The 25820-nt window shown below is 58.8% G+C and carries 20 protein-coding genes; 8 read left to right on the plus strand and 12 right to left on the minus strand.

Annotated elements, in window-relative coordinates; all coding sequences use genetic code 11:
* Positions 1-150: 150 nt before the first annotated feature.
* The 9 genes from gatB to I6I94_RS03395 form a co-directional block, all read right to left on the minus strand.
* Entirely contained in the window at positions 151-1656 is a 1506-nt protein-coding gene (gene gatB / locus I6I94_RS03355; protein ID WP_006888206.1) for an Asp-tRNA(Asn)/Glu-tRNA(Gln) amidotransferase subunit GatB, read from the minus strand.
* Positions 1656-3254, minus strand: coding sequence for an Asp-tRNA(Asn)/Glu-tRNA(Gln) amidotransferase subunit GatA (gene gatA, locus I6I94_RS03360; RefSeq protein ID WP_037232795.1), 1599 nt, complete (start codon positions 3252-3254; stop codon positions 1656-1658). Before gatA ends, gatB begins: the two co-directional genes overlap by 1 nt.
* A 10-nt stretch (positions 3255-3264) precedes the next feature.
* Complete coding sequence (gatC, locus tag I6I94_RS03365; protein ID WP_006888268.1) at positions 3265-3561, minus strand: Asp-tRNA(Asn)/Glu-tRNA(Gln) amidotransferase subunit GatC; 297 nt, start codon at positions 3559-3561, stop codon at positions 3265-3267.
* Between the two features lie 191 nt (positions 3562-3752).
* A complete protein-coding gene (locus tag I6I94_RS03370; RefSeq protein WP_006888052.1) occupies positions 3753-4487 on the minus strand; it encodes a LysM peptidoglycan-binding domain-containing protein in 735 nt (244 codons plus the stop codon).
* Positions 4488-5224: 737 nt separating this feature from the next.
* Complete coding sequence (gene ligA / locus I6I94_RS03375) at positions 5225-7414, minus strand: NAD-dependent DNA ligase LigA (RefSeq protein WP_236588958.1); 2190 nt, start codon at positions 7412-7414, stop codon at positions 5225-5227.
* A gap of 170 nt (positions 7415-7584) precedes the next feature.
* Positions 7585-8481 carry a PP2C family protein-serine/threonine phosphatase gene (locus tag I6I94_RS03380; RefSeq protein ID WP_094758244.1) on the minus strand — a complete coding sequence of 299 codons (897 nt, stop codon included), beginning with the start codon at positions 8479-8481 and terminating at the stop codon, positions 7585-7587.
* On the minus strand, positions 8481-9611 hold the full coding sequence (locus tag I6I94_RS03385; RefSeq protein WP_006888126.1) for an adenylate/guanylate cyclase domain-containing protein: 1131 nt from the start codon (positions 9609-9611) through the stop codon (positions 8481-8483). The genes I6I94_RS03380 and I6I94_RS03385 overlap by 1 nt, the downstream gene beginning before the upstream one ends.
* A gap of 207 nt (positions 9612-9818) precedes the next feature.
* Positions 9819-10316: a YdbT family protein gene (locus I6I94_RS03390; RefSeq protein WP_006888105.1), complete on the minus strand. Its 498-nt coding sequence runs from the start codon at positions 10314-10316 to the stop codon at positions 9819-9821.
* Positions 10317-10373: 57 nt separating this feature from the next.
* Positions 10374-11291: a biotin--[acetyl-CoA-carboxylase] ligase gene (locus tag I6I94_RS03395; RefSeq protein ID WP_128087566.1), complete on the minus strand. Its 918-nt coding sequence runs from the start codon at positions 11289-11291 to the stop codon at positions 10374-10376.
* 318 nt (positions 11292-11609) lie between these two features.
* Between I6I94_RS03395 and I6I94_RS03400 the strand changes: the two genes are divergently transcribed.
* From I6I94_RS03400 to I6I94_RS03415, 4 genes are all read left to right on the plus strand, one after another.
* Positions 11610-11894, plus strand: coding sequence for a YciI family protein (locus tag I6I94_RS03400; RefSeq protein ID WP_128087565.1), 285 nt, complete (start codon positions 11610-11612; stop codon positions 11892-11894).
* Between the two features lie 291 nt (positions 11895-12185).
* Positions 12186-13787, plus strand: coding sequence for an acyl-CoA carboxylase subunit beta (locus I6I94_RS03405; RefSeq protein WP_006888128.1), 1602 nt, complete (start codon positions 12186-12188; stop codon positions 13785-13787).
* An 81-nt stretch (positions 13788-13868) separates the two neighbouring features.
* Positions 13869-14279: an acyl-CoA carboxylase subunit epsilon gene (locus tag I6I94_RS03410; RefSeq protein ID WP_201620873.1), complete on the plus strand. Its 411-nt coding sequence runs from the start codon at positions 13869-13871 to the stop codon at positions 14277-14279.
* A gap of 291 nt (positions 14280-14570) precedes the next feature.
* On the plus strand, positions 14571-16316 hold the full coding sequence (locus I6I94_RS03415; protein WP_201620874.1) for a DUF885 domain-containing protein: 1746 nt from the start codon (positions 14571-14573) through the stop codon (positions 16314-16316).
* An 83-nt stretch (positions 16317-16399) separates the two neighbouring features.
* On the opposite strand, the gene I6I94_RS03420 is transcribed toward I6I94_RS03415, so the two are convergent.
* Both I6I94_RS03420 and I6I94_RS03425 read right to left on the minus strand, forming a co-directional pair.
* Positions 16400-17620, minus strand: coding sequence for a glutathionylspermidine synthase family protein (locus tag I6I94_RS03420; RefSeq protein WP_128087564.1), 1221 nt, complete (start codon positions 17618-17620; stop codon positions 16400-16402).
* 53 nt (positions 17621-17673) lie between these two features.
* Positions 17674-18462 (minus strand): hypothetical protein, encoded by a 789-nt coding sequence (locus I6I94_RS03425; protein WP_128087563.1) that lies wholly within the window; start codon positions 18460-18462, stop codon positions 17674-17676.
* Positions 18463-18629: 167 nt separating this feature from the next.
* On the opposite strand from I6I94_RS03425, the gene I6I94_RS03430 reads away from it, so the two are divergent.
* Entirely contained in the window at positions 18630-20027 is a 1398-nt protein-coding gene (locus I6I94_RS03430; RefSeq protein ID WP_128087562.1) for a dicarboxylate/amino acid:cation symporter, read from the plus strand.
* 82 nt (positions 20028-20109) lie between these two features.
* On the opposite strand, the gene I6I94_RS03435 is transcribed toward I6I94_RS03430, so the two are convergent.
* Positions 20110-21309 (minus strand): low temperature requirement protein A, encoded by a 1200-nt coding sequence (locus I6I94_RS03435; RefSeq protein ID WP_201620875.1) that lies wholly within the window; start codon positions 21307-21309, stop codon positions 20110-20112.
* Between the two features lie 164 nt (positions 21310-21473).
* Between I6I94_RS03435 and I6I94_RS03440 the strand changes: the two genes are divergently transcribed.
* The 3 genes from I6I94_RS03440 (at position 21474) to I6I94_RS03450 (ending at position 25814) form a co-directional block, all read left to right on the plus strand.
* On the plus strand, positions 21474-22202 hold the full coding sequence (locus I6I94_RS03440) for a Maf family protein (RefSeq protein WP_201620876.1): 729 nt from the start codon (positions 21474-21476) through the stop codon (positions 22200-22202).
* Between the two features lie 131 nt (positions 22203-22333).
* Complete coding sequence (locus I6I94_RS03445; RefSeq protein ID WP_094758237.1) at positions 22334-24154, plus strand: acetyl/propionyl/methylcrotonyl-CoA carboxylase subunit alpha; 1821 nt, start codon at positions 22334-22336, stop codon at positions 24152-24154.
* Between the two features lie 238 nt (positions 24155-24392).
* Positions 24393-25814 (plus strand): MFS transporter, encoded by a 1422-nt coding sequence (locus I6I94_RS03450; RefSeq protein WP_037232751.1) that lies wholly within the window; start codon positions 24393-24395, stop codon positions 25812-25814.
* The last annotated feature ends 6 nt before the right edge of the window (positions 25815-25820 follow it).

The raw sequence follows: 25820 nt of genomic DNA on the forward strand, positions 1-25820 counted from the left end.
TAGGGGTAAACGCACCGCATATCTGCTATTGCCCCATGCTGCAACGTAAAAAGGCTCTTTATGTGAATACAGCGGAGTTTCAAACGCTTGATTCACATAAAGAGCCTTTTTAGCCCTCAAACAGAGAGCCTTATCTGGGTTGGATCGGTTTTAGCCTTCCACGCCGCAGGCCTGCAGAATAAGCTCACGCACGCGAGCCGCATCCGCCTGGCCTCGGGTAGCTTTCATCACCTGGCCAACGATCGCACCGGCCGCCTGAACCTTACCGGCACGAATCTTATCGGCAACATCCGGCATGGCCGCCAAAGCCTCCTCAACGGCGGCGGTGAGCGCACCGTCGTCAGAAACCACGGCAAGACCGCGAGCCTCAACGATCTCGGCAGGCTTACCTTCGCCAGCGAGCACATGCTCCAGCACCTTACGGGCAATCTTGTCGTTAATCTTGCCCTCGGCGATCAGGGTCTCAAGCTCCACCACGGTTACAGGTTCAATACCCAGCGCGGTCAGCTCAACCTCGGCCTGCTTGGCTTGGCGGGCAATCTCGCCCATCCACCACTTGCGGGCAGCGGATGCACTCGCCCCGGCGGCAATAGTCTGCTCAATAACGTCAAGAGCGCCAGCGTTGACCACGTCACGGAACTCTTCATCCGAGTACCCCCACTCGTTCTTCAAGCGGCGGCGGCGCTCCGCGGGAGGCTCGGGCAGGCTTGCGCGTAGCTTCTCAATCCACTCGGTATTCGTCACGATCGGAACCAGGTCGGGCTCCGGGAAATACCGGTAGTCGTCGGCATCCGACTTGGGGCGGCCCGATGAGGTTTCGCGGGTATCCTCATGCCAGTGGCGGGTCTCCTGCAGCACCTTCTCGCCACGCTCCAAAATAGCGGCGTGGCGGCGAATCTCGTACCGCACCGCACGCTCTACCGAGCGCAGGGAGTTCACGTTCTTCGTCTCCGAGCGGATACCGAATTTCTCAGCTCCCTTAGGCATGAGAGACACGTTCGCGTCGCATCGCACGTTACCGCGTTCCATGCGAGCGTCCGAAATGCCTAGGCTTTTCACAATGTCACGGATCGCCGCAACATAGGCGCGTGCCAGCTCGGGGGCGCGCTCGCCCGCGCCCACAATCGGGCGGGTCACAATCTCAATCAGCGGCACACCGGCACGGTTGTAGTCCACCAGCGAGAACGCCGCGCCCTGGATACGCCCGTCGGCACCGCCCACGTGGGTGAGCTTACCGGCGTCTTCCTCCATGTGGGCGCGCTCAATCTCGACGGTGAACACGGTGCCGTCTTCCAGCTCAACATCTAGCTTGCCGTTCTCAGCAATGGGGTCACGATGCTGGGAGGTTTGGAAGTTCTTCGGGGTGTCCGGGTAGAAGTAATTCTTCCGGGCAAAATATGACAGCGGCGCAATATCGCATCCCAGAGCCAGGCCCAGTTTAATGCCTGACTCGACCGCTGCCTTATTCACCACCGGCAACACACCCGGCAGCCCCAGCGAGACGGGGGAAATATTCGTGTTGGGTTCATCGCCAAACTCATTCGGGGCGGCGTCGAACATTTTGGTTTTGGTGTTCAGCTCAACGTGCACCTCGAACCCGAGCACCGGGTCATACTTTTCGATTGCTTCTTCGAAGCTGAGGATTTCTTCGCTCATTACTTGGTACCCCCAAAGTCAAAGTCGCGGATCAGGGTTTCGGTGTCGGGAACACGAGTGTAGAGCGGGGCGCCCCACTTCTCGGTCAGAAGCGTCTCAAGGCCCGCAGCCACTCCGTACAGGCGCGCATCCTGCCGAGCCGCAGCGGTGAACTGTATACCCACGGGCAGCCCGTCCTGGTGGTCAAGTCCGGCGGGTAGGGAAATAGCGGGAACACCCGCAAGGTTCACGGGGACGGTGGCAATATCACCCAGGTACATTGCCATGGGGTCGTCGGATTTCGTTTTCTCCCCCAACCGGAACGCGGTAGAGGGGGAGGTCGGGGACACCAGCACATCGCACTTTTCGAATGCGGCAGCGTAATCACGCTGGATGAGGGTGCGCACCCGCAGAGCCGCCCCATAGTAGGCATCGTAGTTACCGGCTGATAGGGCGTAGGTTCCCAGAATAATGCGGCGTTTGGTCTCATCGCCGAACCCGGCTTCACGGGTTGCCGCCATGACGCGCTCAATGGTGACGGGACCGTCTTCGGGCACCACACGCAGGCCGTAGCGCACACCGTCGTACTTCGCCAAGTTTGAAGACACTTCGGATGACATGATCAGGTAGTAGGCGCTGATTGCCTCACGCACCGAGGGCAGGGAGACCTCAACGATTTCGGCGCCAGCCTCCTCCAGAAGCCGCAACGAATCGGTAAAGCTGCCAATCACACGGTCCTGGAACCCTTCACCGGATCCGCCGCCCAGCTCTTTAATAACGCCCACACGCAGCCCTTTGAGGGAGGTGGGGTTCGCCCCGGCACGTGCCGCATCAGCGTAAGCTCCCACAGGCTCGTTCAAGGACGTGGAATCCATGGGGTCATGCCCAGCGATAACCTCGTGAAGCATCGCGGTGTCGAGTACGGTGCGGGCGCAGGGGCCCACCTGGTCTAGAGACGAGGCCATGGCGATTACACCATAGCGAGAAACCGAACCGTACGTCGGTTTCATGCCTACAGAGCCGGTGAAGGAGGCTGGCTGACGGATAGAACCGCCCGTGTCAGTACCAAGCGCCAGGGGTGCCTGGAAAGAAGCCACAGCAGCTGCTGAGCCGCCCCCAGAACCGCCCGGGGCACGGGTGAGGTCCCAAGGGTTACGCACTACACCAAACGCGGAGTGCTCGTTGGATGAGCCCATCGCGAACTCATCTAGGTTAGTTTTACCCAAAATTGGCATACGCGCCTGGCGCACCTTGCGGGTTACGGTGCCGTCGTAGGGGCTCATCCAGCCTTCCAGCATACGGGATGCTGCGGTGGTGGGCTGTCCTTTGGTCACGATCAGGTCTTTCACGCCGATCGGCACACCAGCCAGCGGCGGGAGGGTTTCACCGGCGGAACGGTCCGCATCCACGGCGGCTGCTTCGGCAAGCGCCTGCTCAGCGTTAATGTGCAGAAAAGCGTTCAGGCCGCTTTTGCCGTCCGCGCGGTTATCACTCAATGCCTTACCGTCGGTTGCTTCAATACGGTCCAGGTGTGCCTGCGTGAGCTCTACCGCGCTGACCTCGCCCGAGGCTACCTTCTGGGCGGCTTCAGCGGCAGTAAGTTGAATCAGTTCGTTCACTTATTTTCCCTTAGTCTTCGTCGAGGATTGCGGGCACGCGGAACTTGCCGTCCTGCGCATCGGGTGCGCCCGAGAGCGCCTCTTCTTGGGTGAGGGTTTCCCCCACTACGTCTTCACGGAAAACGTTTGTCAGAGGGATGGGGTGGCTGGTTGCCGGGGTGTCAGAGGTAACGATCTCTGAGAGGTTTTCCACCGAACTAACGATAATATCGAGCTCCGTAGCCATAGCCGTGAGCTCGTCGTGGGTCATTTCGATGCGTGCCAGCTCAGCCAGGTGCTTAACCTGCTCAAAGGTGATGGCAGACATAGTTCTCCAAATAGGGGTTGGGGTTTATTCTCTTCTCTAGTGTAGTGTAGCCCGGCAGGGTGCAGGTGTTTAATCGGGCACATTATACGAGGGTTTACAGCAGAAAAATTGGCCCCCACCTTCCACAGGGGAAGATGAGAGCCAATTAATGCTTGGGGCTTAGCCCCTGAAGCTTATTGAGTGTCCCTGCCTTATGCGGGGATGTTCAGCACCTGGCCGGGGTAGATCAGGTCTACGTTCACAATGGTGCCGGGGTTAGCGGCAGCAATTGCGTTGTAGCCACCCTGCACACCGTATGCTGCTGCGATACCCGAGAGGGTGTCGCCAGCCTGAACGGTGTAGGTACCTGCTGCTGCAGCGGGTGCTGCGGGAGCGGTGTAGGTTGCTGCGGGTGCCTGAGCGGCAGGAGCCTGTGCAGCCGGTGCCTCAGCAGCAGCGGGTGCTGCGGGAGCCTGCTGAGCAGGTGCCTGAGTTGCCGGAGCCTGCGCAGCGGGAGCGGTGTAGCTCTCCTGTGCCTGTGCCTGGGTGTTTACCTGGCTCTGAGCTGCGGGTGCTTCGTAGTTCTGTGCAGTAGCGGATGCGCCAGCCTTGCCGTAGAGGCCCAGCTTAGCCGAGCATGCGGGCCATGCGCCCCAACCCTGGACAGCGAGCAGACGCTCTGCTGCCTGAATCTGCTGCTCACGGGAAGCGCCGTTGGGGGAGCCGGCCATGCCGACACCGTTCCAGGACTGCTGGGTGAACTGCAGACCGCCGTAGAAGCCGTTACCGGTGTTGATGGACCAGTTACCACCGGACTCGCACTGTGCCAGTGCGTCCCAGGTAGCGGAATCTGCTGCGTTTGCTGCGGGAACAGACATGGTTGCTGCGACTGCACCGCCAACGGCAAGAGCGGCAGCGGTACGGCGTACGGTGGAAGTGTTCTTCATAATGCTCCAAGAGGGCCACCCACGCTCACTCCGTCCCCGGAGTTCTAACGCGTTGCCATTCACCCTTGATTAACGTCGGTTACTCATTGTGCGGTCCTACCCGTGAATGGCGTTCCATCGTTTCCATGCGCCCGGATGCCCGTATGGGCCTGTGGGTCGGACGCATTTCCCCGATGGGGGTGTGCGGTAGAACCTGGCATCAGTTCGGGAACGTATCCCGAAAAGAATCTTTCTGATAAACAAAGATAACGGAGAAACCTTAAGATGCCAACCTCAGAACGATGATCTGAGCGCTTTCAGCGAACATTTCAGATTCTTTCAGCAAACTCCCAGGTTCTTATTTACTCGTTTCAATTAGACATTTACCTCTCCCCTGCCCCCGGGTTTTGAACTGCTATGGCAGGGAAGTGCTATAGAAAGATTCTTCTTTTAAATCGTTGCTGGGCACCCCACCTATCCTCTTATATAGCCGCCAAAAAAATTTTTAAAAATTTTTTAACCCTTCGCCCTGAGCATGTTTTTAACGTTTTTAAGTGCAAAATACGGTATGGGTTACCTAAGTTTAAGGGGATTTTTGCCCTGTTTTACCGTTCGGGGACCGTACCAATTTAATTGGGACGTTTTAGCACCAGCATAAAGCCGCCGGGACCCGCACAATGACAGCTCACAAGCTATCCACTGCGCAGGTACCCGACGGCTCAACTGCGATAAAGAGGCGTCTGTCTTAACCGCCGCCGTTACGATTGTTCAGTATCCGAGTCAAAAGCACTCGGGCCCTGCGTTAGCAGTTTCTTAAACCCATCCTCATCAAGCACAGTAATCCCCAGCGATTCCGCCTTATCAAGCTTGGAACCTGCCGAGGCTCCGGCGACTACAAAATGAGTTTTCTTCGATACAGAGCCTGAAGCGCGGCCGCCGCGAACAATAATTGCCTCCTTGGCGCTATCGCGCGTGAAATCGTTCAGCGTTCCGGTAACCACCACAGTCACACCCTCAAGGGTACGTTCGATGGACTCATCACGTTCGTCCTGCATGCGCACCCCGGCCTGTGCCCAACGGTTCACTACTTCGGCGTGCCAGTCCACCGCGAACCAGTTAATAATCGAGTCGGCGATCGTACTGCCCACACCATCTACGGCCGCTAGACGGTCGCGGTCGGCCGCACGGATCGCATCCATTGACCCAAACTCGGTGGCAAGCGCGCGTGCCGCAGTGGGGCCCACATGCCGGATCGACAGGGCAACAAGCACACGCCACAGCGGCTGCTGCTTAGCTTTCTGAAGCTCAACAAACAGGTTGCGGGTGTTCTTCGTCGGTGCGGAGGGCCTTTTTGCGGTCCCTTTACTCCAGAAGTAAGGCACCAGCTCAGTTTTGCCGGTTCCTACCCCCTTCACTTTTTTCTCCCGCTCAATCTTGACCTCACGCAGGTCCTCTTCGGTCAGGTCGAAGAGGAACGCCTCACTGCGCAGCGGCGGCTCTGCCGGCTCTGCGGGAGCGGTGAGTGCTTTAGCTGCCTCAAACCCCAGCGCCTCAATATCAAAAGCCGCGCGGGAGGCAGCATAGTAGATACGCTCGGTCAGCTGCGCCGGGCAAGACTGCAGGTTGGTGCACCGCAAATCCACATCTCCCTCTTTACCCGGGGCAAGAGGTGAACCGCAGGAAGGGCAGAGCGTGGGCATCACGAACTCTCGTTCGCTGCCGTCGCGTAAGGCCACTACCGGGCCCACAATCTCGGGGATAACATCGCCAGCTTTGCGCAGCACCACGGTATCACCAATGAGCACCCCCTTAGCCTTCACCACATCCTGGTTGTGTAAGGTGGCGTGCTCGACGGTTGAGCCTGACACGAGCACAGGTTCCATCACACCGTAAGGGGTAACCCGGCCGGTGCGTCCCACATCCACCCGGATATCCAGCAGCTTAGTATTTACCTCTTCCGGCGGATATTTATACGCCACCGCCCAACGCGGCACACGCGAGGTGTACCCCAGCTGCCGCTGGGTAGCGAAATCATTAATCTTAATGACGATACCGTCAATCTCGTGCACCAGTGAGTGACGCTGCTGCCCATACCGTTCAATATAGGCAAAAATATCCTCCACTGCCGTAAAGGTCTCGGTGTACGGGCTCACCGGAAGCCCCCACGAAGCAAGCAGCTCATACACCTCAGACTGGGTCTCAATCCCCAGCCCTTGGGAGGACCCGATGCCGTGCACATACATGCTCAGCGGTCGCTGGGCGGTAACCGCCGCGTCTTTCTGCCGCAAAGAGCCCGCCGCCGCATTACGCGGGTTCGCAAACGGGTTCTTGCCCTCAGCCACAATCTTTTCGTTCAGCGCTTTAAAATCGGCGGACGAGATGAACACTTCTCCGCGTATCTCGATCTCCTCGGGGTGGTTCTGCCCGGAAAGCCGCTGCGGGATGGTGGCGATGGTTCGCACATTGTGCGTCACGTCCTCGCCCGTGGTGCCGTCCCCGCGAGTTGCTGCGCGTACTAGGGCACCATTGCGGTACAGCAGGTTCACCGCAAGCCCATCAATTTTCAGCTCGGTCAGCCAGGTGGGGTTCTTGCCCGAAATAGCTTGCGAGTTTTCCTGCGCCTTCGTGAGCCAGGCACGCAGTTCCTCGTCTGAGAACACATCCTCCAGCGAGTACATGCGGGCGCGGTGAGTCACCGGTGCAAACGCTGAGGATGCCTCCCCGCCCACTTCCTGGGTGGGAGAGTCATTCGCCACCAGTTCGGGGTAGAGCGCCTCAACTTCTTCAAGACGACGGTAGAGGGCATCGTACGCGGCATCAGAAATCGTGGGGGCATCATCCGTGTAGTAGGCGCGGCGGGCATCGCGCACATCATCAATAAGCTGCGCATACTCATCACGGATTTCGGGGGTGAGAGACACCTCAGCGGACGCGGGTTCTGGGCTAATGGAAGAGTTTTTTTCAGTCACACCAACAAGTCTAGCCGCTGGATTCAGCCTGTGAGAGGCCCGCGGTCATGCGACAACATTCTCAGGCTATAAGCGTTGAGTGTGTAAGCGCTGGCAGGTTGTGCTCACCGAACCACAAACCCACCGGCGCCGTGCGATAGCGTAGTTTATCAGTCTTCATCCGGGACGATCGCGTCAGCCACGATTACCGTAATATTGTCCCGCCCGCCCGAACGTAGTGCCTCATACTGCAGCACATCCGCAGCATCCTGAGGGTGCCGCACCGACGTGAGCACCCGCGCCATATACTCATGCGAGAGCTCACCCGATAACCCATCCGAGCACAGCATCACGCGGTCGCCCTCATGCGCCGGGAAAACCCAGAAGTCAGGCTCCCAATAGTTGCCTGTACCCAACGCTCGGGTAATCACATTACGACGCGGGTGGGTTAGTGCCTCAAGCTGCGTAATCTGCCCCTCATCCACCAGGTACTGCACCTCCGAATGGTCGGCAGTCACCTGCTCCAGCGAGGCGCTGCCAGCGTTACCGGGCAGCATTTCCATCTCGGAGTGGTGGAACCCCTCCTGCTCACGCACCAGCCGGTAGGTACGGGAATCCCCCACGTTAAAGATCACCCAAAGCTGCTGAGACCCGATACGTGTGAGCCAGGCGCCTGTAACCGTGGTGCCCCCAGCCTTAGAGAGTGCACCCTTAATCTGGTCATTTGCCTCACCAATCAGGCTGCGTAGCCGCTCTAAGGTACGCAAAATCTCATTGTTCAGTTCACTGGTTTTACGGCGGTTAGATTTGCCCTTGTTCTCATCGTGAACGCGGCGCTCATAGTCTTCTTGCTCTTCGGGGCTCATGCCCCCGGGCAAGGTAAAAAAAGAAGAGTACGCCAGCTGCCGCACACACAGGCGCGAAGCGACTTCACCTGCCTCATGCCCGCCCATACCATCGGCCACCACGCACAGCGTCCCGGCCACAATCATGGAATCTTCGTTATTCTCCCGGTACACGCCGCGATGAGTAGCGCTGCCTGTGCGCATGTGAAGATTAGTGCTCATTACTGTGTACTCTCCATCGTATTATTGCTACCGAGACTAACACTTACGGTACCAATATTTCCAAAACTTCGTACATTTTTGGTGCCCTGTTCCGTAAGCCTGAAATAAGTCTCTGATTCGCGTAATACGTCAGCGGTTACCGAATCTGTCAGGGCCGTGCCAGGTTCCGCGATAGACACGAGCCGTGAGGCAAGGTTCACACTCGAACCGTACACATCGCCACGGCTGGCCAGCACCTCACCCCAAATAAACCCCACACGCACCCCGGGGATCTGTGGGTCACGGTCAAATGAGCGCACCAGTTCGCAACTGATCTCGGCAGCCGATTCGGGGGACTCTGTGAGGAAAAACGCCTCGTCCCCCAGGGTTTTAATAATGCGCCCGCGGCGGGGCACAATCACATCCAGGCAGCTCTGCTCAAAATGGTTAATAAGACGCGACAACTCGCCTTTATCAAGCGAGCGCACTAACGAAGTGTACGAGACCATATCGACGAACCCCACCCCGCGCATGAGCGGCAGTTTGTGTGATTCACCGGGGTCACGGTTTTCCCGCAGGGCCAGACGCAGCACACCAGAGTACATCTGACGACGATACCCGTACATGGCGAGCTCTTCGAGGGCGGGCATCAGCTTAGGCAGTTTAAAGAGCAGGGTGCGGCGTGCCTGCGCGTCGCTGACGCCTTCGCGGGCGACAATATCGTCGACAAGGCTTTCGATCTGCCAGGCCACAATCCGGTCGGTCAGCTGCCCTACTGAGCGCACGATCGACTGGGCGCTTTCAAAAGTAACTTCGCCTTCACGTTCTAGTTCAACAATGGTACGCAGCAGCTGCACATCGCGGTCTGAGAAGTAGTGTTCTTCTGCGGGGGTGTCTGAGAACCCCATATTACGCCAGATTTTTCGGGCTTTCTGCGGGTCCATGCCGGCGGCTAAGGCGGCCTGCCGGTGGGTGTATCGAGGGCCTTCACCCAGAAGAGTTTTTTCGAGGGAACGCACGCCTTCTTTGGATTTTTCGTCCCGGTAAATATTGCTCTGTGATAGGTTCTGCAGAATTTTCAGGTTAAGCATCTGTGTTTCTGGTCCGTGGGTTACGGGCAGAGAGCTGGTGCTAGCGCTCCTATCGACCATTGCATCCCCTCCTTTCGGCGATGTACTGGTGGTTGACACCCAGTAAAACCGGTGTCACGTGCCTTATTTCACACTATAGGATACTCGGTTTATGCGGCAACCGCCTTAATAGACCCGCAGAACGATGGATATTTTCTTGTTGCTTGCGGGCCTGCACCCGCCCCCTGAACGGCGGGCGCCTTCAACTACCCGGAAGATAACGCCCGTTTAGCCGTGGCGCATATACCCTGCTCGCAGCGGATAGTAGGTGCGCACTGAATGCTCCATAATGCGCAAAAACTTGTCGGGCTCGGGGACGTAGGTCAGCGGGATGCTGGTGCCCAGCAGTTCAACCTGCACCGACCCGTATCCCAGCCATTTGCCCATTTGCCCCTGCCTCTTCCAGCGGCGGCCCATCTGGTCGAGCCGCATGCCTTGGGTGGCGCGCATGCTCAGCAGTCCGTTGGTCATCATAAGCCGGTGGGTGGTGACAATGTACCGCCGACCCAGCCAGTACAGCAGCTTACGCACCGCCACAATAATGCTTATGAAGCTGAGAATAACGCCCAGCCACGCCAGCAGGTTCGATGAACGTGCGGCCGAGCCGAAGCTCCAGGCGCAGGCTGCGAGCATAGCGTACCCCAGCACGGGAAGCAGCTTAATGGGGTGGGTTCGGGTGATGACGATCGTTCGTTCTGCCGGTAGTAGTTTTCCCCTGAATTTCATGGGTTGTCCTCTCGGGCGGTGATGTTCTCGAAAGCGTAACGGGGCGGTGGTAAAGGGCTAGGCCTGTGGTGGTCGGGTCGCCAGGTATGATCCGTCGGCGGCGCGTAGATGTTCTATATCGCCCACCGAGTAGGCGGTCAGAGCCCCGTCTGAACGCACCAGAATGCGCCCCTGATCGTCAATATCTTCCGCCGTACCGGTAATGACCCGTCCATCCGGCAGGTGCATGGCCACGTGCGCCCCCAGGGTGAGAGTGTGCTCGCGGGCTTGCTGCAGCAGTGACGGCTCGCCGCCACCGGGGCTTTCGGGGTCTCCGCCTGCACTGCAGAAGGCACGGTAACGACGGGCGAAAACCTCCAGCAGGTGGGTGAGTACCTGTTCGGTGTCTACTGTGTGCCCCAGCAGCACGCGAGTGCTTGTTGCGGTTTCGGTGGGCAGCTGCTCTTCGAGCATGTTCAGGTTTATTCCGGCGCCCACCAGCACGCTCATTGATGTTGCTGCGGTACCGGCCGGGTTCGTCCCCGCGGGCTCAAGGATGAGCTGGGCGAGCACCCCGCAGCATTTTTTGCCTCCGGCGATGAGGTCATTTGGCCACTTCAGGTCGCAGTCTACGCCGAGTTCACGCAGCACCTCGCGCACGCTTAGCCCCATTATGAGGGTGAGCCAGTGGTAGTTTTCGGGGGCCATCCCCTGCCCTATCCCGGCGTGGGGGCGCACCACAACGGTGGCCGCAAGCGCGGTACCTGGAGGGGTTACCCAGGCTCGGTCTAGCCGACCGTGCCCGGCGCGCTGATCGTCCGTGGCAAAGACGGAGAGCTCCCCCAGCTGCTCCCGTACGCTGGGGTTTGGGTCAGTGAGCACTTGGCGTGCGTCATCATTCGTTGATCCGGTGTGCTCCAACACGCGCACGGTACGGTACCCGTGCTGTGCGGCCGCGTTGTGTACGCGTTCTTGGTTCATGGTGTTATTACCCATTATTCTCACCCTAGGATTCGTTCTTTCGCCGCCGGTTACGCCCAAGGGCAGGCGGGTGCTACCGGTGCTGCGTCCCTTAGACCGCCCCATTGTGTGATGGTGTTGAGCACGGGCAGCCCTCCTACTATAGGGTAATACGGATGCACCCCGGTTTCTTCCCGAATGTACCTGCTGTTGGCTGTGTATTCACTGTAATTTTTATTCCTTGGGGGCCGATTATATAGATGTGCAGCCGGTGTGGAACGGTGCGGGTGCGGTAGATTTAAGGGGAACGGGAGGTAACTCCCACCCCGATACCCGTCCGGAAGGAGCCGATGAATGGCTTATTACGCAATCACCTATGTTTATGCCGCGCCCGAGCAGCAGGATGCGCACCGCCCGGCACACCGGCAGTACCTGGCCGAGCAGGCCGAGTCGGGGCCGCTGGTTGTCTCCGGCCCGCTCATGCAGGACGGTTCCGCCGCTGGGGCGCTTCTGATTGTGAACGCAGACTCCGCTGATGCTGCCGAGGCTCTGGTGCAAGAAGATCCTATGAACACTGGCGGGGCGGTGCTCTCGTACACAGTGCAGGAGTGGAACCCGGTGATTGGCAGCATCCGCTAACCGCTTCGCTTGGTGCGGCGTCCGGTGGTAGGTAGGGTGAGCTGCCGCGGGTAAGGCGATACGTTTTCCCTCCTGCGGGTGCCGCACCATTAGTACACTGCCAATCAGCTAATGGGGCGTGGAGACCACACCCGAATATGACGCCGCGCCGGAACCTATCTGGCACCGGATACTCGTTCACACTATAGTTGTAAGGTAAGGTTCGCCGTAGCTTGGGTGAGCCTGCTGCGCCTGTGCGCACACCCAGAACCGCAGAAGACCTCTCTGCGCGCCGCCCGAATTGAGGAACACATGTCTGAGCAGACTCAGCAGGAATTTGACCTGAGCACCACATCCGGTAAACTCGCCGATTTCTTTGCCCGGCGCGAGCAGACCATTAACCCCGGCGGTGAGGCAGCCGTCGAAAAACAGCATGCGCGCGGGAAGCAGACGGCGCGTGAGCGTATTGACATGCTTCTGGACGAGGGATCTTTTGTGGAGTTTGACGCAATGGCGCGGCACCGCACCACCGCCTTCGGCATGGATAAGAAGAAGCCGCTGGGGGATGGCCTGGTTTCGGGCTACGGCACTATTGATGGGCGGCTTGTTGCCGTGTACTCGCAGGATTTTACGGTGTACGGCGGTTCCCTCTCGCAGGTGAACGGCGAGAAGATCGTGAAGGTGCAGAAGTTCGCGTTGAAGAACGGGTGCCCCGTCATCGGTATTAATGACGGCGGCGGCGCACGCATCCAGGAGGGTGTGGCGTCGCTGGCAATGTTTGCCGATATTTTCCGCATGAATGTGCGTTCCTCCGGGGTGATTCCGCAGATCTCGGTGATTATGGGTCCTTGTGCCGGCGGTGCCGCTTACTCCCCCGCCCTGACCGACTATATTGTGATGGTCGATAAGTCATCGCACATGTTCATTACCGGCCCGGACGTCATTAAAGCTGTCACCGGTGAGCAGGTGGATATGGAAACTCTTGGTGGTGCCCGCCAGCATAATGCGGTGACCGGTACCAGCACCTACCTGGCCGAAGATGAGGAAGATGCCTTCGACTTTGTGCGGGAACTACTGGAGTTTTTGCCGTCAAATAACCTATCTGAGGCGCTGCCGCTGGATCACGACCAAGAGCCGGCAGTCACCGTGGACGACCTTGATTTAGATACCCTCATCCCCGACTCCGCAAACCAGCCCTACGATATGCGGGCTGTTATCGAGTCGGTGGTGGATAACGGGCATTTCCTTGAGATGCAGGCACTGTACGCCCCGAACGCCATGATCGGGTACGCCCGCGTTGAGGGGCGCACCGTGGGAATCGTGGCAAACCAGCCCATGCAGTTTGCCGGGTGCCTTGATATTGCCGCCTCCGAAAAGGTGGCACGGTTTGTGCGTCACTGCGACGCCTTTAACGTGCCGATTCTGACGTTTGTGGATGTGCCTGGGTTCCTGCCGGGCACCGATCAGGAGTTCAACGGCATTATTCGCCGCGGCGCCAAACTGTTATACGCCTATGCTGAAGCAACCGTGCCGCTGGTGACCGTTATTACCCGTAAAGCGTACGGTGGGGCGTACATTGTGATGGGCTCTAAAAAGCTCGGTGCCGACATTAACCTGGCCTGGCCCACCGCCCAGATCGGTGTGCTGGGCGGCCAAGGCGCGGTGAACATTCTGTACCGTCGAGATTTAGCGGCCGCAGCGGAGGCGGGCCAAGATGTTGATGCGCACCGCGCCGAACTGATTGAGCAGTATGAGGCTGAGGTGCTGAACCCGTACCAGGCTGCGGAGCTGGGGTACGTGGATGAGGTAATCGCCCCGCACGAGACGCGCGTGCGCATTATTTCATCCCTGCGGGCGCTGCACGATAAACGCGCAGCCACCCCCGCGAAGAAACACGGGAATATTCCGCTGTAGGTGTTGTGCACTGGTACGGCTTGAGATGATCCGTGCCTTCTAAGCCGGGTATTAAGTGACGACTTGTATGAAGGAGGGCCCATGGCGGCCTATAACCCGTTGAGCTACTTCTCGTTCGGTAAGAAAAAGGAGGAGGGCGCATCCCTTTCCAACCCCAACACCGAACCCGAAACTGCGGCGGCGGGCAGTACCGAGCAGGGGCTACCGGGTGGGCCTGAGGCAGCCGGTACGGCGGCACCGGTTGTGCACCAGCAAGCTGAGGATGCTGCACAGCAGAGCCCTGCACCGCTGCTGCGGGTCGTAAAGGGTAACCCCACAGATGAGGAAGTCGCCGCGCTGACCGCCTTGGTGTATGCAATGCAGGCGGGCGCATCCGCCCAGGAGCAGAACCCGATTTTGGCTACGGCTTCCCGCCTGCTTAACCGCCGCCAGTGGCTGGGTGCCTCCCTTAAACCGGGGCCGGGGTCATGGCGTCGGGCACGGCCTATGTAACAGCAACGTCCCTTCAGCCTGTATCGTTGCACGCGCTCTGGCGGCAGTACGGTAAGCAGATTCGAGCTTGCCCCGGTTCTTTCTTAAATGACTCTTCCCAGATGAACCTCGTACCGATGTGCGGGCCATTTTCAGCAGCAGTACATGACATATGTCAGAGTATTTCGGGGTATCCAGTGGATATTCTAGAGGGTAAGACTCGGCGCTGGCGGGTGAGTACGGCCCTGAGTACTGCCAAATGCAACGCCTGCTAAATGCGACAGAAAACACATTCTGGGATAGGATTAGACCATGACTATCTACGACGAACTTCCGGCTATCTATCGCATTAAGCGAGCGCAGACCGACGTTGATCGCATCGCTAATGAATTCTATGAAGCATCCCTTGATTTAGACCCAGTTCTTGCCACCGAGCACGGCCGTACAGGTGTTGAAACACTCTTTGGTGACTATTCCCCCGCTGGTGAAGAAGCATATGCGAAGCTCGTCAAAAAAACCCTGAAAAAGCTGGATAAGGTCATCCCCATTGATGACACAGACCTGGTGACTCTAGATGCCATGCAGGAGCGGCTCACGCTTACCCGTCAAATGCGTCGTGCAGGGTTGGGGCGATGGCAGCTGAATAATCTCTTCAGTGCACCCCAACAGATCCGTACCTCATTCGACCTTATGAGCCGTGAGAACGAGCGGGACTGGGCGCACATTGCCGGGCGTTTAGCGAACGTTCCGGGCGCTATCGACGGGTTTATTCAGACTCTTGAGGCGGCACGTGCGGAGGGCAAAGTTTCCCCACGCCGCCAGGTGCAGATCGTGATCGAGCAGGCCGAAGCGTACATTGCCGACGGCGGGTTCTTTGATGCTTTGGGCGCGGAGATCACCGCCGCAGCACCCGCTATCACGGAGCAAGCCCGCGAAGGCGCCCAGGCCGCTAAGGATGGTTACCGTGCCCTCATCACATATCTGCGCGACACCCTGCTGCCCGAAGCCCCCAGCAAAGATGCGGTGGGCCGGGAACTCTACACCCTGTACTCGCGTGAATCGCTGGGGGCTAGTATCGACCTGGATGAGACATACGCCTGGGGCGTGCAGGAGCTGGAGCGGATTATTACTGAACAGCACACTGTTGCCTCAGAGATCGAACCGGGCGCCAGCATAGAACGTGCCAAAGAGCTGCTGGATATGGACCCGGTGCGGGCCCTGCACGGCACCGAGGCGCTGCAGGAGTGGATGCAGACCCACGCTGATACCGCCGTTGAGGCGCTGGCGGGCACCCATTTCGATATTGGCGGCCCGATGCTGAACATTGAGTGCCGAATCGCCCCCACCCACGAGGGCGGCATCTATTACACCGGGCCCTCCCCCGATTTTTCTCGCCCGGGCCGCATGTGGTGGTCCGTGCCGGAGGGGGATGACACCTTCGCCACCTGGCGTGAAACATCCACCGTGTACCATGAGGGCGTGCCGGGGCACCACCTGCAGATTTCAGTGGCTACGGCGATGGCGAACACTATGAACAAGTGGCGGGCAAGCATGATGTGGACCTCAGGCCACGGTGAAGGCTGGGCCCTATACGCCGAGCGGCTCATGGACGAGCTGGGTTTCTTACAGGACCCCGGGGACCGGATGGGGATGCTGGACGCCCAGCGGATGCGCGCAGCCCGCGTGGTGTTCGATATCGGTGTGCACTGTGAACTGCCGGTACCCGATGAGTGGGCACCGCGTCTGGGTGTTGAACCGGGAACCGTGTGGACCCCCGAACTGGGGTACGAGTTTTTGGTGCAGAACCTGGAAGGCTCCGAAGGCACTATCCGGTTCGAGTTCATCCGCTACCTGGGCTGGCCCGGTCAGGCGCCCAGCTATAAGGTGGGTGAGCGTATCTGGCTGCAGCTGCGGCAGGCGGCGCTGGCTCAGGGCGATACGCTGCGGGAGTTCCACACACGGGCGCTCATGCTCGGCTCGGTGGGGCTCGATACGCTCCGCCGCGCGCTCAGCGACGAGGTCATGGCCGATGACGAAGAGGACGACGAAGACGACTAAACCCAGCGAAACAGCACAGGGCGCACCGCACAGCATATGCAGCTTTGAGGTGCGCCCTGTACCATCAGCCCCGTACCGTTGCTCTACTCTTTGACGAGGTGCGGGGCGAAACGGCAGTAGTAGTCGGTGACCGGCCCGTCCGATTCGCGGATGCCCATGCCCACGGCCCGCCCGTTCACCATCCACACACCCAGCATCGGGTGGTTGGTGGGCTGCATGAGGCCAGAATACAGGGGCGCGGGAATGTACTGCTGGTACACGAACTCGCTCTCGGGGGCATGAATGAAATGCTCATCCTCCTCATCGCGGGAGAAAATGCCGTGATCCGGGGCATGCACTTCAATGCCGTCGCCTTCACGCCCAAAAATGGGTTTACGCACCCAGTTCGTCAGCCCGCCTGAGCGTCCGGCGTAGGCGGGCACCAGGTTGGGGTGGTTGGGGTACATCTCCCACAGGGCGGCCAGCAGCAGCTTATTTGAGAGGAACATTTTCCAGGCTGGCTCAACCCAGCGGCGGATCGAGCCGTGGTAGGCGAAGAGCAGCTTATCATACCCGGACTCCGAATCCGTCACCAGGTCCTCCCACGGGTACAGCTTAAAGAGGTTATTAATGGGCTTACCGTCCGCGTCAGACCACGATTTGGTGTCCTCATTAAAAATGATCTCGTCAATGGGAATGAGCTTGGTCTTAACCCCGGCCAGCTGGGCGGCGTGGGCGATAAGCCACACGTTATTGTAGTCCTCCTGGTAGGGGTCAATACTCTCGTTCACGTGCGCAAGGTGAAGCTGCGGGGTGGTCTCAGCCGCGAAGATCTGCCGCCACCGTTCGGTAAACGCCTCCCCTATCTCGCCCCAGTGCCCGTAGCCCTGCGCGTCAAGACGCTGCTGCTGATACCAGGTTTTCTGGCAGATAGCCGCCTCAATAATGCCGGTGGGGGTGTCTGCATTGTATTCGAGCAGTTTCAGGGGGTCCCCGGGGATACCGGAGTACGTGAAATCGAACCTGCCGTAAAAATCGGGGTCCTGCTGGTTCCACGACTCAATAGCCAGCTGAAACGCAGGCTCGGGTAGCCCCAGGGTGCCGAATGCCCCGGAGGCCATGTATTCTACGGCGTTCAGGCACATCTTATGTATCTGTTCCGACTGGACCCTGATGCTGTCCATCTCGTCGGGGGTGAACACGTAGGCGGCGTACTCGTTCCAGTAATGGGTGTCGCCTGGGAAATCGATGCTGTAGGTGAGGCCTTCCTCATCAATCGTCTGTTCCCACCCCGGGCGGTGGGCAGGGAATTCTTCGCGTCGCATGGTGTCCGTTCGCTCATGAAGGGATAATGGTGAGTTTGCTCAGGGGCCGGGTCCTAGCCGCCGGAGGTACCTCCGCCCGATTTGGAGCCTCCGCCAAAGCCGCCTTTAGAGCCACCTGATTTGGACCCGGAATTGCTTCCTGACTTGGAGCCGCCGGAGTTACTGCCCGACTTATTACTGCCCACACGCGAACCGGGGTTCGACCCAGACTTTGCGCTGCTGCTCTTACCGCCGCTAGTGGTGGACGTGACCTTACCGCCAGCGACCGTGCTGGTCTTCTTGGCGCTGCGGTAAGACGACTCAAACCCGCCGCCCTTAGAAGATACACCGCTATAGACCGTGCCGGACGACGGGCGGGAGGTGCTGCCGCCCGTCAGCGACGACCCTACTGCAGGAATACTCGCGTTCCGGCCAGCCTGACTGCCAATGTAGTACCACAGGAACGCGTTGGTGACATGGGACTGGTTATTGTGCGTACCAGAGTTTGAGTTTGACCCGCTGTTATTGTGGCTGCTGTTATTACTATTCGAGCTGGATGAGGAGTCACTGGAGTTAGCGGCTTCACCTGCCTTCTCACATTCGGAGTCTTCAACCCGACGCCCAGTTTTTGCGTCTTGGCAAACCTGCGCAAACTCTTCACCGCCGTCAGCGGTAAACGCCTCTTCTTCTTTATGCAATGAGTTATAGGCAAACACACTGCCGCTGACAATCAGGGCACCCGCCCCCAGAATAGCCAGCCACCGTTTACCGCTAACACCTGTTCTGGGGATATTAGCAGCAGCCTCACCAGCCGTATTCGCTAGTTTTGAGGCGGCACTCTCGTTACCTGAGGTACTGCTCATGAGGTGTCTCCTTCAGGGCTATACACCCTACAGTCGCGGATTTACGGGGGCACACCCCATCATACCAAGGCAGAATGGGAGCCTGAAGGACCACTCGAAGCTTTATCACCGCAATACTTCGTCATCTAAATTCGACCGCCCCGCCCAACAGGTCTACAGTAAGCGCCATGGCTAACACACGAACATTTAGATTTCCCTCCTGGGCGGCCTCTTTTGGCAACCAGATTATTGCTTCCCTCCTTATTGGTATTGGGTTAGGGTTTGCCGCCACAGCTCTTGGCGGCGACGCGAAAAATAACCCCAACTGGCTCATGGCAACTCTGGACGCCATCGGCACATCCTATGTGACTCTCCTTAAGGCTGCGGTGATCCCGCTGGTGTTTACCGCCGTCGTTGCCTCAATCTCGAATCTCTCGCAGGTGACGAATGCGGCGCGCTTAGCGGTTAAGACTCTTATCTGGTTTGCTATTACAGCATTTTTTGCGGTCTCCATCGGTATCGTACTGGGGCTGCTCGTTCAGCCTGGTGTGGGTGCAGAGGTTAGCGCCTCGGGCAGTACCAGCACCCGGGGGTCATGGACAGCATTTCTGACCGGGATTATTCCCTCCAATTTCTTAGGGCTTGAGGTCACCACGAAAACCACCGGCTCCGGTATAACTTCTTCGGTTTCCTTTAACGTGCTCCAAATGCTCGTGATTTCGGGGGCTATCGGTATTGCGGCTCTGAAGGTGGGCGATGCGGCTAAGCCTTTTATCGATATCGTCAAGAGCGCGCTCGCCATTATTCAGAAGGTGCTGTGGTGGATTATTCGCCTCGCTCCGCTGGGCACGATCGGGCTGATCGGGCATGCCGTCTATGCCTACGGCTGGACATCCATGGGCTCGCTGGTGAAGTTCATCGCGGCACTGTATGCGGGTCTGCTCCTCGTGTTCCTGGTGGTGTATCCCCTGATCGTGAAGTTCAACGGGCTCTCTGTGAAACAGTATTTCTCGGGCGTATGGCCCGCAGTGCAGCTTGGTTTTGTATCGCGGTCTTCGATGGGCACTATGCCCATGACTGAGGCCGTTACCGAACGTAACCTCGGCGTGCCGCGTGCATACGCATCCTTCGCGGTGCCGCTGGGTTCTACCACCAAAATGGATGGATGTGCCTCCGTCTACCCCGCGCTGGCGGCTATTTTTGTGGCGCAATTCTACGGAGTGCACCTGGATATTTCGCAGTATCTGCTGATTATTCTGGTGTCGGTGTTGGGTTCTGCCGCTACGGCAGGTACGACGGGCGCTATCGTGATGCTCACTCTGACCCTTTCGACTGTGGGTCTTCCCCTTGACGGGGTGGGCCTGCTGCTGGCGATTGACCCGATTATTGATATGGGACGTACCGCTCTGAACGTGGCCGGGCAGGCCCTGGTTCCCGCGATTGTCTCTAAACGTGAGGGCATTCTGAACGAGCAGCTTTATAACGCCCCGCGCGGCGCTGACGGGTTCGTCGACCAAGCGCTGGTGGACGCCGTCCACACCGAACCGGTTCCTTCCGCTGCTTCACAGCAGCCAACCGGAGCCTAAAAAGCCCCCTAGATAACTCGTCCCGCCCCGTGTAGTTACGGGGCGGGATGAATGTTTATCTCACACATTAATGGCCGCCGCATCAGCTGACGTCGGCGGTGTCCTCAACACTTTTATGGTCTTCGGTGGCGCGCGAGGGAACCGGCTGGTAGAGCACCAGCAGAGTCACAAGCATCACCACGGTCAGGGCAATAAAGATGAACGGGAACGGCAGAAACCCCTCAAGCACAATGAGCACACCGGCCACAGGCAGGGAAATACTCACTGGAAGCGGCGCGTGTTCCCGAAGCACCGCAAGCCAGGCCGCCACCACAAAAACCCCCACAGGAATAGACAGGGTCAGACCCGCCTGATGTTCCATCAGGTAGTTATCGTGCGCCAATAGGTCAATAATTACCTCAACGGCCGCAGCAAAAGCACCCGCCGCAGTGAATATGAAATAGTGCAGGTACCCGTATTTGAGCGGGGAAAGGTAGCGTTTGGGGTTTATCACATCCCGGTGGGGTGCCCAGAAATAGATCCACCACATACCCCCGGCCACCAGCACCGATAGAACCGCGACCCCGAAGAGTGCCGGCACATGATCACCCAGAGCACGGGAGACCGCGATAGCTGCGGCCCTGAGCGAGCCACCCAATACGATGAGGGTCAGCAGCCCGTACCGTTCGGTAATATGCGGCGCATGCCAGGGGGTGTGCCCAATACGTTCGGCAATAATGGGCACAGCCAGTTCCCCAACAACCAGGGGAAGCGCTAAGAATGGAACCCACAGTGCGCACACAACCCACAGCACCGCCAGCACGGCAATACCCACTGCGTAGATAAGCGCCGCACGGCCGGCCGGCCCGCCGCACCGGGAGGCCCGCGCCCACTGGCCAATCTGTGCCGCGCGTATGGTGATATAGCCGATGAGGGCCACATTGACGGTGCCCCCAAAGGTCTGCTCCACTCCCCCGGCGACCACCAGCACACCGAGCATCTGGATGGCGGCTAGGGAACGGTAGAGCCAGTCGTCAACCTCAAACGATGAGGACAGCCACGCGAAATTCACCCACGTCCACCAGATGAAGAACATAACCAGCAGATAGCTGACCGCACCATGGCCGAAGTTACCCTGCCCAAGCACATGGTGTATTTGTGAACCGGCGAACAGGATTGCGGTGGCAAAAACTAGGTCTGAAAAAAGCTCCACGGCTGATGCCGCGCGCGCTTTATCCCCCGGAGTTCGCGGGTGCATAGGCCGCAGGTAGAGGCGGCCAATAGGTTCAGATAATGATGACATATTGGGGCCTTTCAAAGTCTGTGTCTGTCTCCATCCTACGGGGTCAAACTGAAAATGTGTGTGAGCCCACCCCTTAGTTTTAGCGGCATTGTTCGTTGCCTCCCAGCCGAACCCAGCACGCATGCGGTAACCCGTTTTAGGGCGGTACGGAGCAGACGGCTAGAATGGTGGGTATGACTTCCGCACCACTCGATGCTTCCGCTGCTAAGGCATGCACCCCACGCCTGGTTTTGGCTTCGGCTTCTCCGGCCCGCAAAAAGCTTCTAGAAGACTCCGGTATTGTCTTTGAGGTACGCGTCTCCCATGTCGATGAGGACGCGGTTCTTGTCCGCGCCACAAAAACCGATGGGGACCAGCACACCCCGGCGCAGGCTGCGCAGCTGCTGGCCCAAGCAAAAGCGCGGGCTGTTGCGCACGAGTTAGAAGACGAAGGCGTTGTGGATGCACTGGTGTTGGGGTGCGATTCAGTGTTCGAGTTCGAGGGCACCGCCTACGGTAAACCGTACACCCCGCAGAAGGCGCGTGAACGGATTACGGCGATGAGCGGCAAAATGGGAACTTTACACACCGGGCATTATCTAGTGGATCTGCGGCCCGCCCCTGAAGACGCCGACCCGTGTGAGGCGTGTATGATCCCCCACGAATCTGAGCTTCGCAGCGCACGAGTACATTTTGCGCAGATGAGCGAGCAGGAGATTGAGGACTATGTGGCTACCGGTGAGCCGTTACAGGTAGCAGGCTCATTCACTTTAGACGGCTACGGGGCGGCGTTTATTCGCGGTGTCTACGGTGAACCGCATGCGGTGATCGGCCTGTCAGTGAACGCGCTCAAAGACATGCTCTCTCGGCTTGGGGTACCGCTGAGCGCCCTCTGGGCCGAACCTGCGGGGTAGGCACCTGTGCCCGTGTTCCTTTCACTCCATGATTTTCTAACGTTTTTCGCGTCAAGGCGCACAATATATTCGCTATCCCAGCCGTTTCTCGCTATGCTTTCGGCAGGATAAATAAGGAGAAGCTCACCCCCATGACCACTAATCCGGCAGACGATAAGAAGAAATTTACGGCGGTACCAAATCGCCACACGGGCCCGGTCAGCAAAGTCCTGATTGCCAACCGCGGAGAGATTGCGGTGCGAGTGATCCGTGCCGCCCGCGACGAGGGCATAGAGACCGTCGCCATCTACGCCGAGCCTGATCGTGACGCCCAGCATGTGAAACTTGCCGATGAGGCGTACGCCCTTAACGGCGCTACAGCGGGCACCTCGTACCTGGTCATGGAGAAAGTTCTTGAGATTGCGATCCGTGCCGGCGCGGATGCGGTGCACCCGGGGTACGGTTTTCTCTCTGAAAATGCGCAGTTCGCCCAGATGGTTATTGATGCGGGGCTAACCTGGATTGGCCCTTCCCCCGAATCAATCACGCAGCTCGGCGATAAAGTAGCCGCACGCCATATTGCGCAGAAAGTAGGGGCGCCGCTAGTGCCCGGCACAAAAGATCCGGTGGAATCCGCTGATGAGGTGCTGAAATTCGCGGACGAGTTCGGCCTGCCCATCGCCATTAAAGCAGCTTTCGGCGGCGGCGGGCGCGGCATTAAGGTGGTGCGTGATCGTAACGACGTGATCGAGCTGTATGAGTCGGCGGTACGTGAGGCGGTTGCTGCCTATGGCCGCGGCGAGTGCTTTATTGAACGTTTCTTGGATTCCCCGCGCCACGTTGAGACCCAGTGTTTGGCGGATGCCCACGGAAACGTCCAGGTGGTTTCTACCCGCGATTGTTCGCTTCAGCGCCGCAACCAGAAACTCATTGAGGAGGCTCCCGCCCCGTTCTTGAGTGAGGAGCAGACACAACGGTTGTATGAGGCATCCCGCGCGATCCTCACCGAAGCTGGCTACCAGGGCGCGGGCACCTGCGAGTTTTTGCTCGCCCCGGACGGCACCATCTCGTTCCTGGAGGTGAATACGCGTCTGCAGGTTGAGCACCCGGTCTCCGAGGAGGTCGCCGGTATTGATCTGGTGCGTGAGCAGTTCCGTATTGCCCGCGGTGAGCAGATCAGCCCCGACAGCCCGCAGCTGCGCGGACATTCGATTGAGTTCCGTATTAACGGTGAGGACGCGGGCCGCTCGTTCATGCCCGCCCCCGGCACTATAGAGAAGCTGCGGGTGCCCTCCGGCCCCGGTGTGCGCTGGGATTCGGGATTTGTCGAGGGGGATGTGATTGGCGGCAACTTCGATTCGATGCTCGCTAAGCTGATTGTCACCGGCGCAGACCGTGAACAGGCGATTGAGCGTGCCCGCCGCGCTCTGCAGGAACTGCAGATTGAGGGGATGCCCACAGTGGTTCCGTTCCACCGCGTAGTGTTGGATGACCCCGCTTACGCCCCCGCCCCGGGCGGTGATTTCACGGTTCATACCCGCTGGATTGAGACCGACTTTAAGAACACCATTGAACCCTATGAGGGCGCCCCCGGCAATGTGGATGATGAGGCACAGCGCCAGAGCGTGGTGGTAGAGGTGAACGGCAAACGGCTGGAGGTTGTGCTGCCCGATCTGGGGGCCGCATCCGGTAAGTCTGCTGCGAAGACTTCCACGAAGCCGCGTAAATCCCGTTCCTCGCGTGCAGGTGGCGCAGCTGGCGGTAATGACCTGAGCAGCCCCATGCAGGGCACGATCGTGAAGGTTGCCGTGGCTGATGGGGATACTGTCGCTGAGGGTGATTTGGTGCTGGTGCTTGAGGCCATGAAGATGGAGCAGCCGATTACCGCGCATAAGGCGGGTAAGGTATCGGGCCTCTCCTTGAAGGCTGGGGACACGGTCACTGCCGGTCAGGTGCTGGCAACCATTAAGTAACGGCTGCCTCGGGCAATAACCACATTTTCTCAGCCGGTGCGGCTGCCCCCCTGGGGCGGCCGCACCGGCTATTTATGTGCTGTGGGCAGTACCACCGCCACCAGCAGGCCGGTGTGATGGTCCGAATACTGGTCGCGCCTAGCCAAGGTAACCACCACAGGCGTACAGTAAAAAGTTGAGTTTATCACACACCCGCAGTATCGGGTGTGGCTCGTTCACAGTACTAAGGAGTACAGCTTTGAGCGCGCAAGCACACGCTGCCTCCGGCGAACCCGTCAAAAGGACACCGGATACCACCTCGTTAGCTAACGCTACACCACGCAGTCGCGTTATTTTGGCGTCCCTGGTGGGCACCACTATCGAGTTCTACGATTTTTATATTTATGCGACCGCCGCAGTCGCGGTGTTCCCGGCACTGTTTTTCGCCTCGAAAGACCCCACTACCGAGCTTTTGGCCTCATTCGCCACTTTCGGTGTTGCCTTCATCGCCCGGCCTCTCGGGTCGGTTGTTTTCGGGCATTTCGGCGATAAGATCGGCCGTAAAGCAACTCTCGTGGGCGCACTGCTGACGATGGGTCTGGCAACCTTCCTCATTGGGCTGCTCCCCACCTACCACCAGATCGGGTTGTGGGCGCCAACAATGCTGACGATTATGCGCTTCTGCCAGGGCCTTGGGCTGGGCGGTGAATGGTCGGGTGCTGCCCTGCTCGCCAGCGAGTACGCGGAGGAAGGCAAACGAGCCCGCGCCGCCATGTGGCCCCAGCTGGGTGCACCTATCGGCTTTGTTTTCGCCAATGGGTTCATGCTGCTGCTGACCAGCTGGATCACGTTCAACTCCACTGTGGACGGCAAAAACCTGAACCACCCCTTTTTGGTGTGGGGCTGGCGTATCCCGTTCTTGCTCTCCATCGTGATGGTCGCAGTGGGCCTGTATGTGCGGTTCAAGCTTGAAGAGACCCCCGTGTTCGCTAAGGCCGTGGAGAACGATGAGAAAGTGAAGGCGCCCCTGGTTGAGGCGTTCAAGGTGGCCTGGTGGCCCATGATCCAAGGCACCTTCATTATGGTGGCCTGCTATGTGCTGTTCTACCTGATGACCGCCTGGATCCTCTCATACGGTATCGGCAAGGTCGAAAACGGCGGCCTGGGGATCGCGTACCGTGATTTCCTGGTTATTCAGCTGATCTCCATTACCGGTTTCGCCCTTTTCATTCCGCTCTCGGGCTGGTTGGCTGATAGGTTCGGACGCCGCCAGCAGCAGCTGTGGACCACGATCGGCATGGCGCTTTTCGGGTGCATGTTCACACTCATGATCGCCCCTTCTGTGGTGGGCACCGGGGCATCAGCTAATACTACTGCGGTCACCGTGTTCATGTTTATCGGCATGTGCCTAATGGGCCTCTCGTTCGGTTCGATGAGCGCTTACCTGCCTGAGCTGTACCCCACCAACGTGCGGTACACTGCCAGCGGGATTGCCTACAATATGGCATCTATTCTGGGTGCGGCGCTTACCCCGTTCGTGGCGGTATGGCTGAACCAGCTCGGCGGCGTGGGCGCCGTTGGGGTTTACCTGGCAGTAGCTTCGGCGTTGAGCGTCGTCTTCATTCTGCTCACCCACGAGACCCGCGACGTTGATATGAACGCGGTGGGTTCCAAGAAATAACGGCTC

Origin of the sequence: Rothia aeria, from assembly GCF_016726365.1 — a bacterium.
Taxonomy (GTDB): domain Bacteria; phylum Actinomycetota; class Actinomycetes; order Actinomycetales; family Micrococcaceae; genus Rothia; species Rothia aeria.

Coding starts and splice junctions, on each gene's coding strand:
- gatB (WP_006888206.1), bottom strand. CDS start 1,656: ATGAGCGAAGAAATCCTCAGCTTCGAAGAAGCAATCGAAAAGTATGAC.
- gatC (WP_006888268.1), bottom strand. CDS start 3,561: ATGTCTGCCATCACCTTTGAGCAGGTTAAGCACCTGGCTGAGCTGGCA.
- I6I94_RS03370 (WP_006888052.1), bottom strand. CDS start 4,487: ATGAAGAACACTTCCACCGTACGCCGTACCGCTGCCGCTCTTGCCGTT.
- I6I94_RS03380 (WP_094758244.1), bottom strand. CDS start 8,481: ATGAGCACTAATCTTCACATGCGCACAGGCAGCGCTACTCATCGCGGC.
- I6I94_RS03385 (WP_006888126.1), bottom strand. CDS start 9,611: ATGGTCGATAGGAGCGCTAGCACCAGCTCTCTGCCCGTAACCCACGGA.
- I6I94_RS03390 (WP_006888105.1), bottom strand. CDS start 10,316: ATGAAATTCAGGGGAAAACTACTACCGGCAGAACGAACGATCGTCATC.
- I6I94_RS03395 (WP_128087566.1), bottom strand. CDS start 11,291: ATGGGTAATAACACCATGAACCAAGAACGCGTACACAACGCGGCCGCA.
- I6I94_RS03400 (WP_128087565.1), top strand. CDS start 11,610: ATGGCTTATTACGCAATCACCTATGTTTATGCCGCGCCCGAGCAGCAG.
- I6I94_RS03405 (WP_006888128.1), top strand. CDS start 12,186: ATGTCTGAGCAGACTCAGCAGGAATTTGACCTGAGCACCACATCCGGT.
- I6I94_RS03410 (WP_201620873.1), top strand. CDS start 13,869: ATGGCGGCCTATAACCCGTTGAGCTACTTCTCGTTCGGTAAGAAAAAG.
- I6I94_RS03415 (WP_201620874.1), top strand. CDS start 14,571: ATGACTATCTACGACGAACTTCCGGCTATCTATCGCATTAAGCGAGCG.
- I6I94_RS03420 (WP_128087564.1), bottom strand. CDS start 17,620: ATGCGACGCGAAGAATTCCCTGCCCACCGCCCGGGGTGGGAACAGACG.
- I6I94_RS03425 (WP_128087563.1), bottom strand. CDS start 18,462: ATGAGCAGTACCTCAGGTAACGAGAGTGCCGCCTCAAAACTAGCGAAT.
- I6I94_RS03430 (WP_128087562.1), top strand. CDS start 18,630: ATGGCTAACACACGAACATTTAGATTTCCCTCCTGGGCGGCCTCTTTT.
- I6I94_RS03435 (WP_201620875.1), bottom strand. CDS start 21,309: ATGTCATCATTATCTGAACCTATTGGCCGCCTCTACCTGCGGCCTATG.
- I6I94_RS03440 (WP_201620876.1), top strand. CDS start 21,474: ATGGTGGGTATGACTTCCGCACCACTCGATGCTTCCGCTGCTAAGGCA.
- I6I94_RS03445 (WP_094758237.1), top strand. CDS start 22,334: ATGACCACTAATCCGGCAGACGATAAGAAGAAATTTACGGCGGTACCA.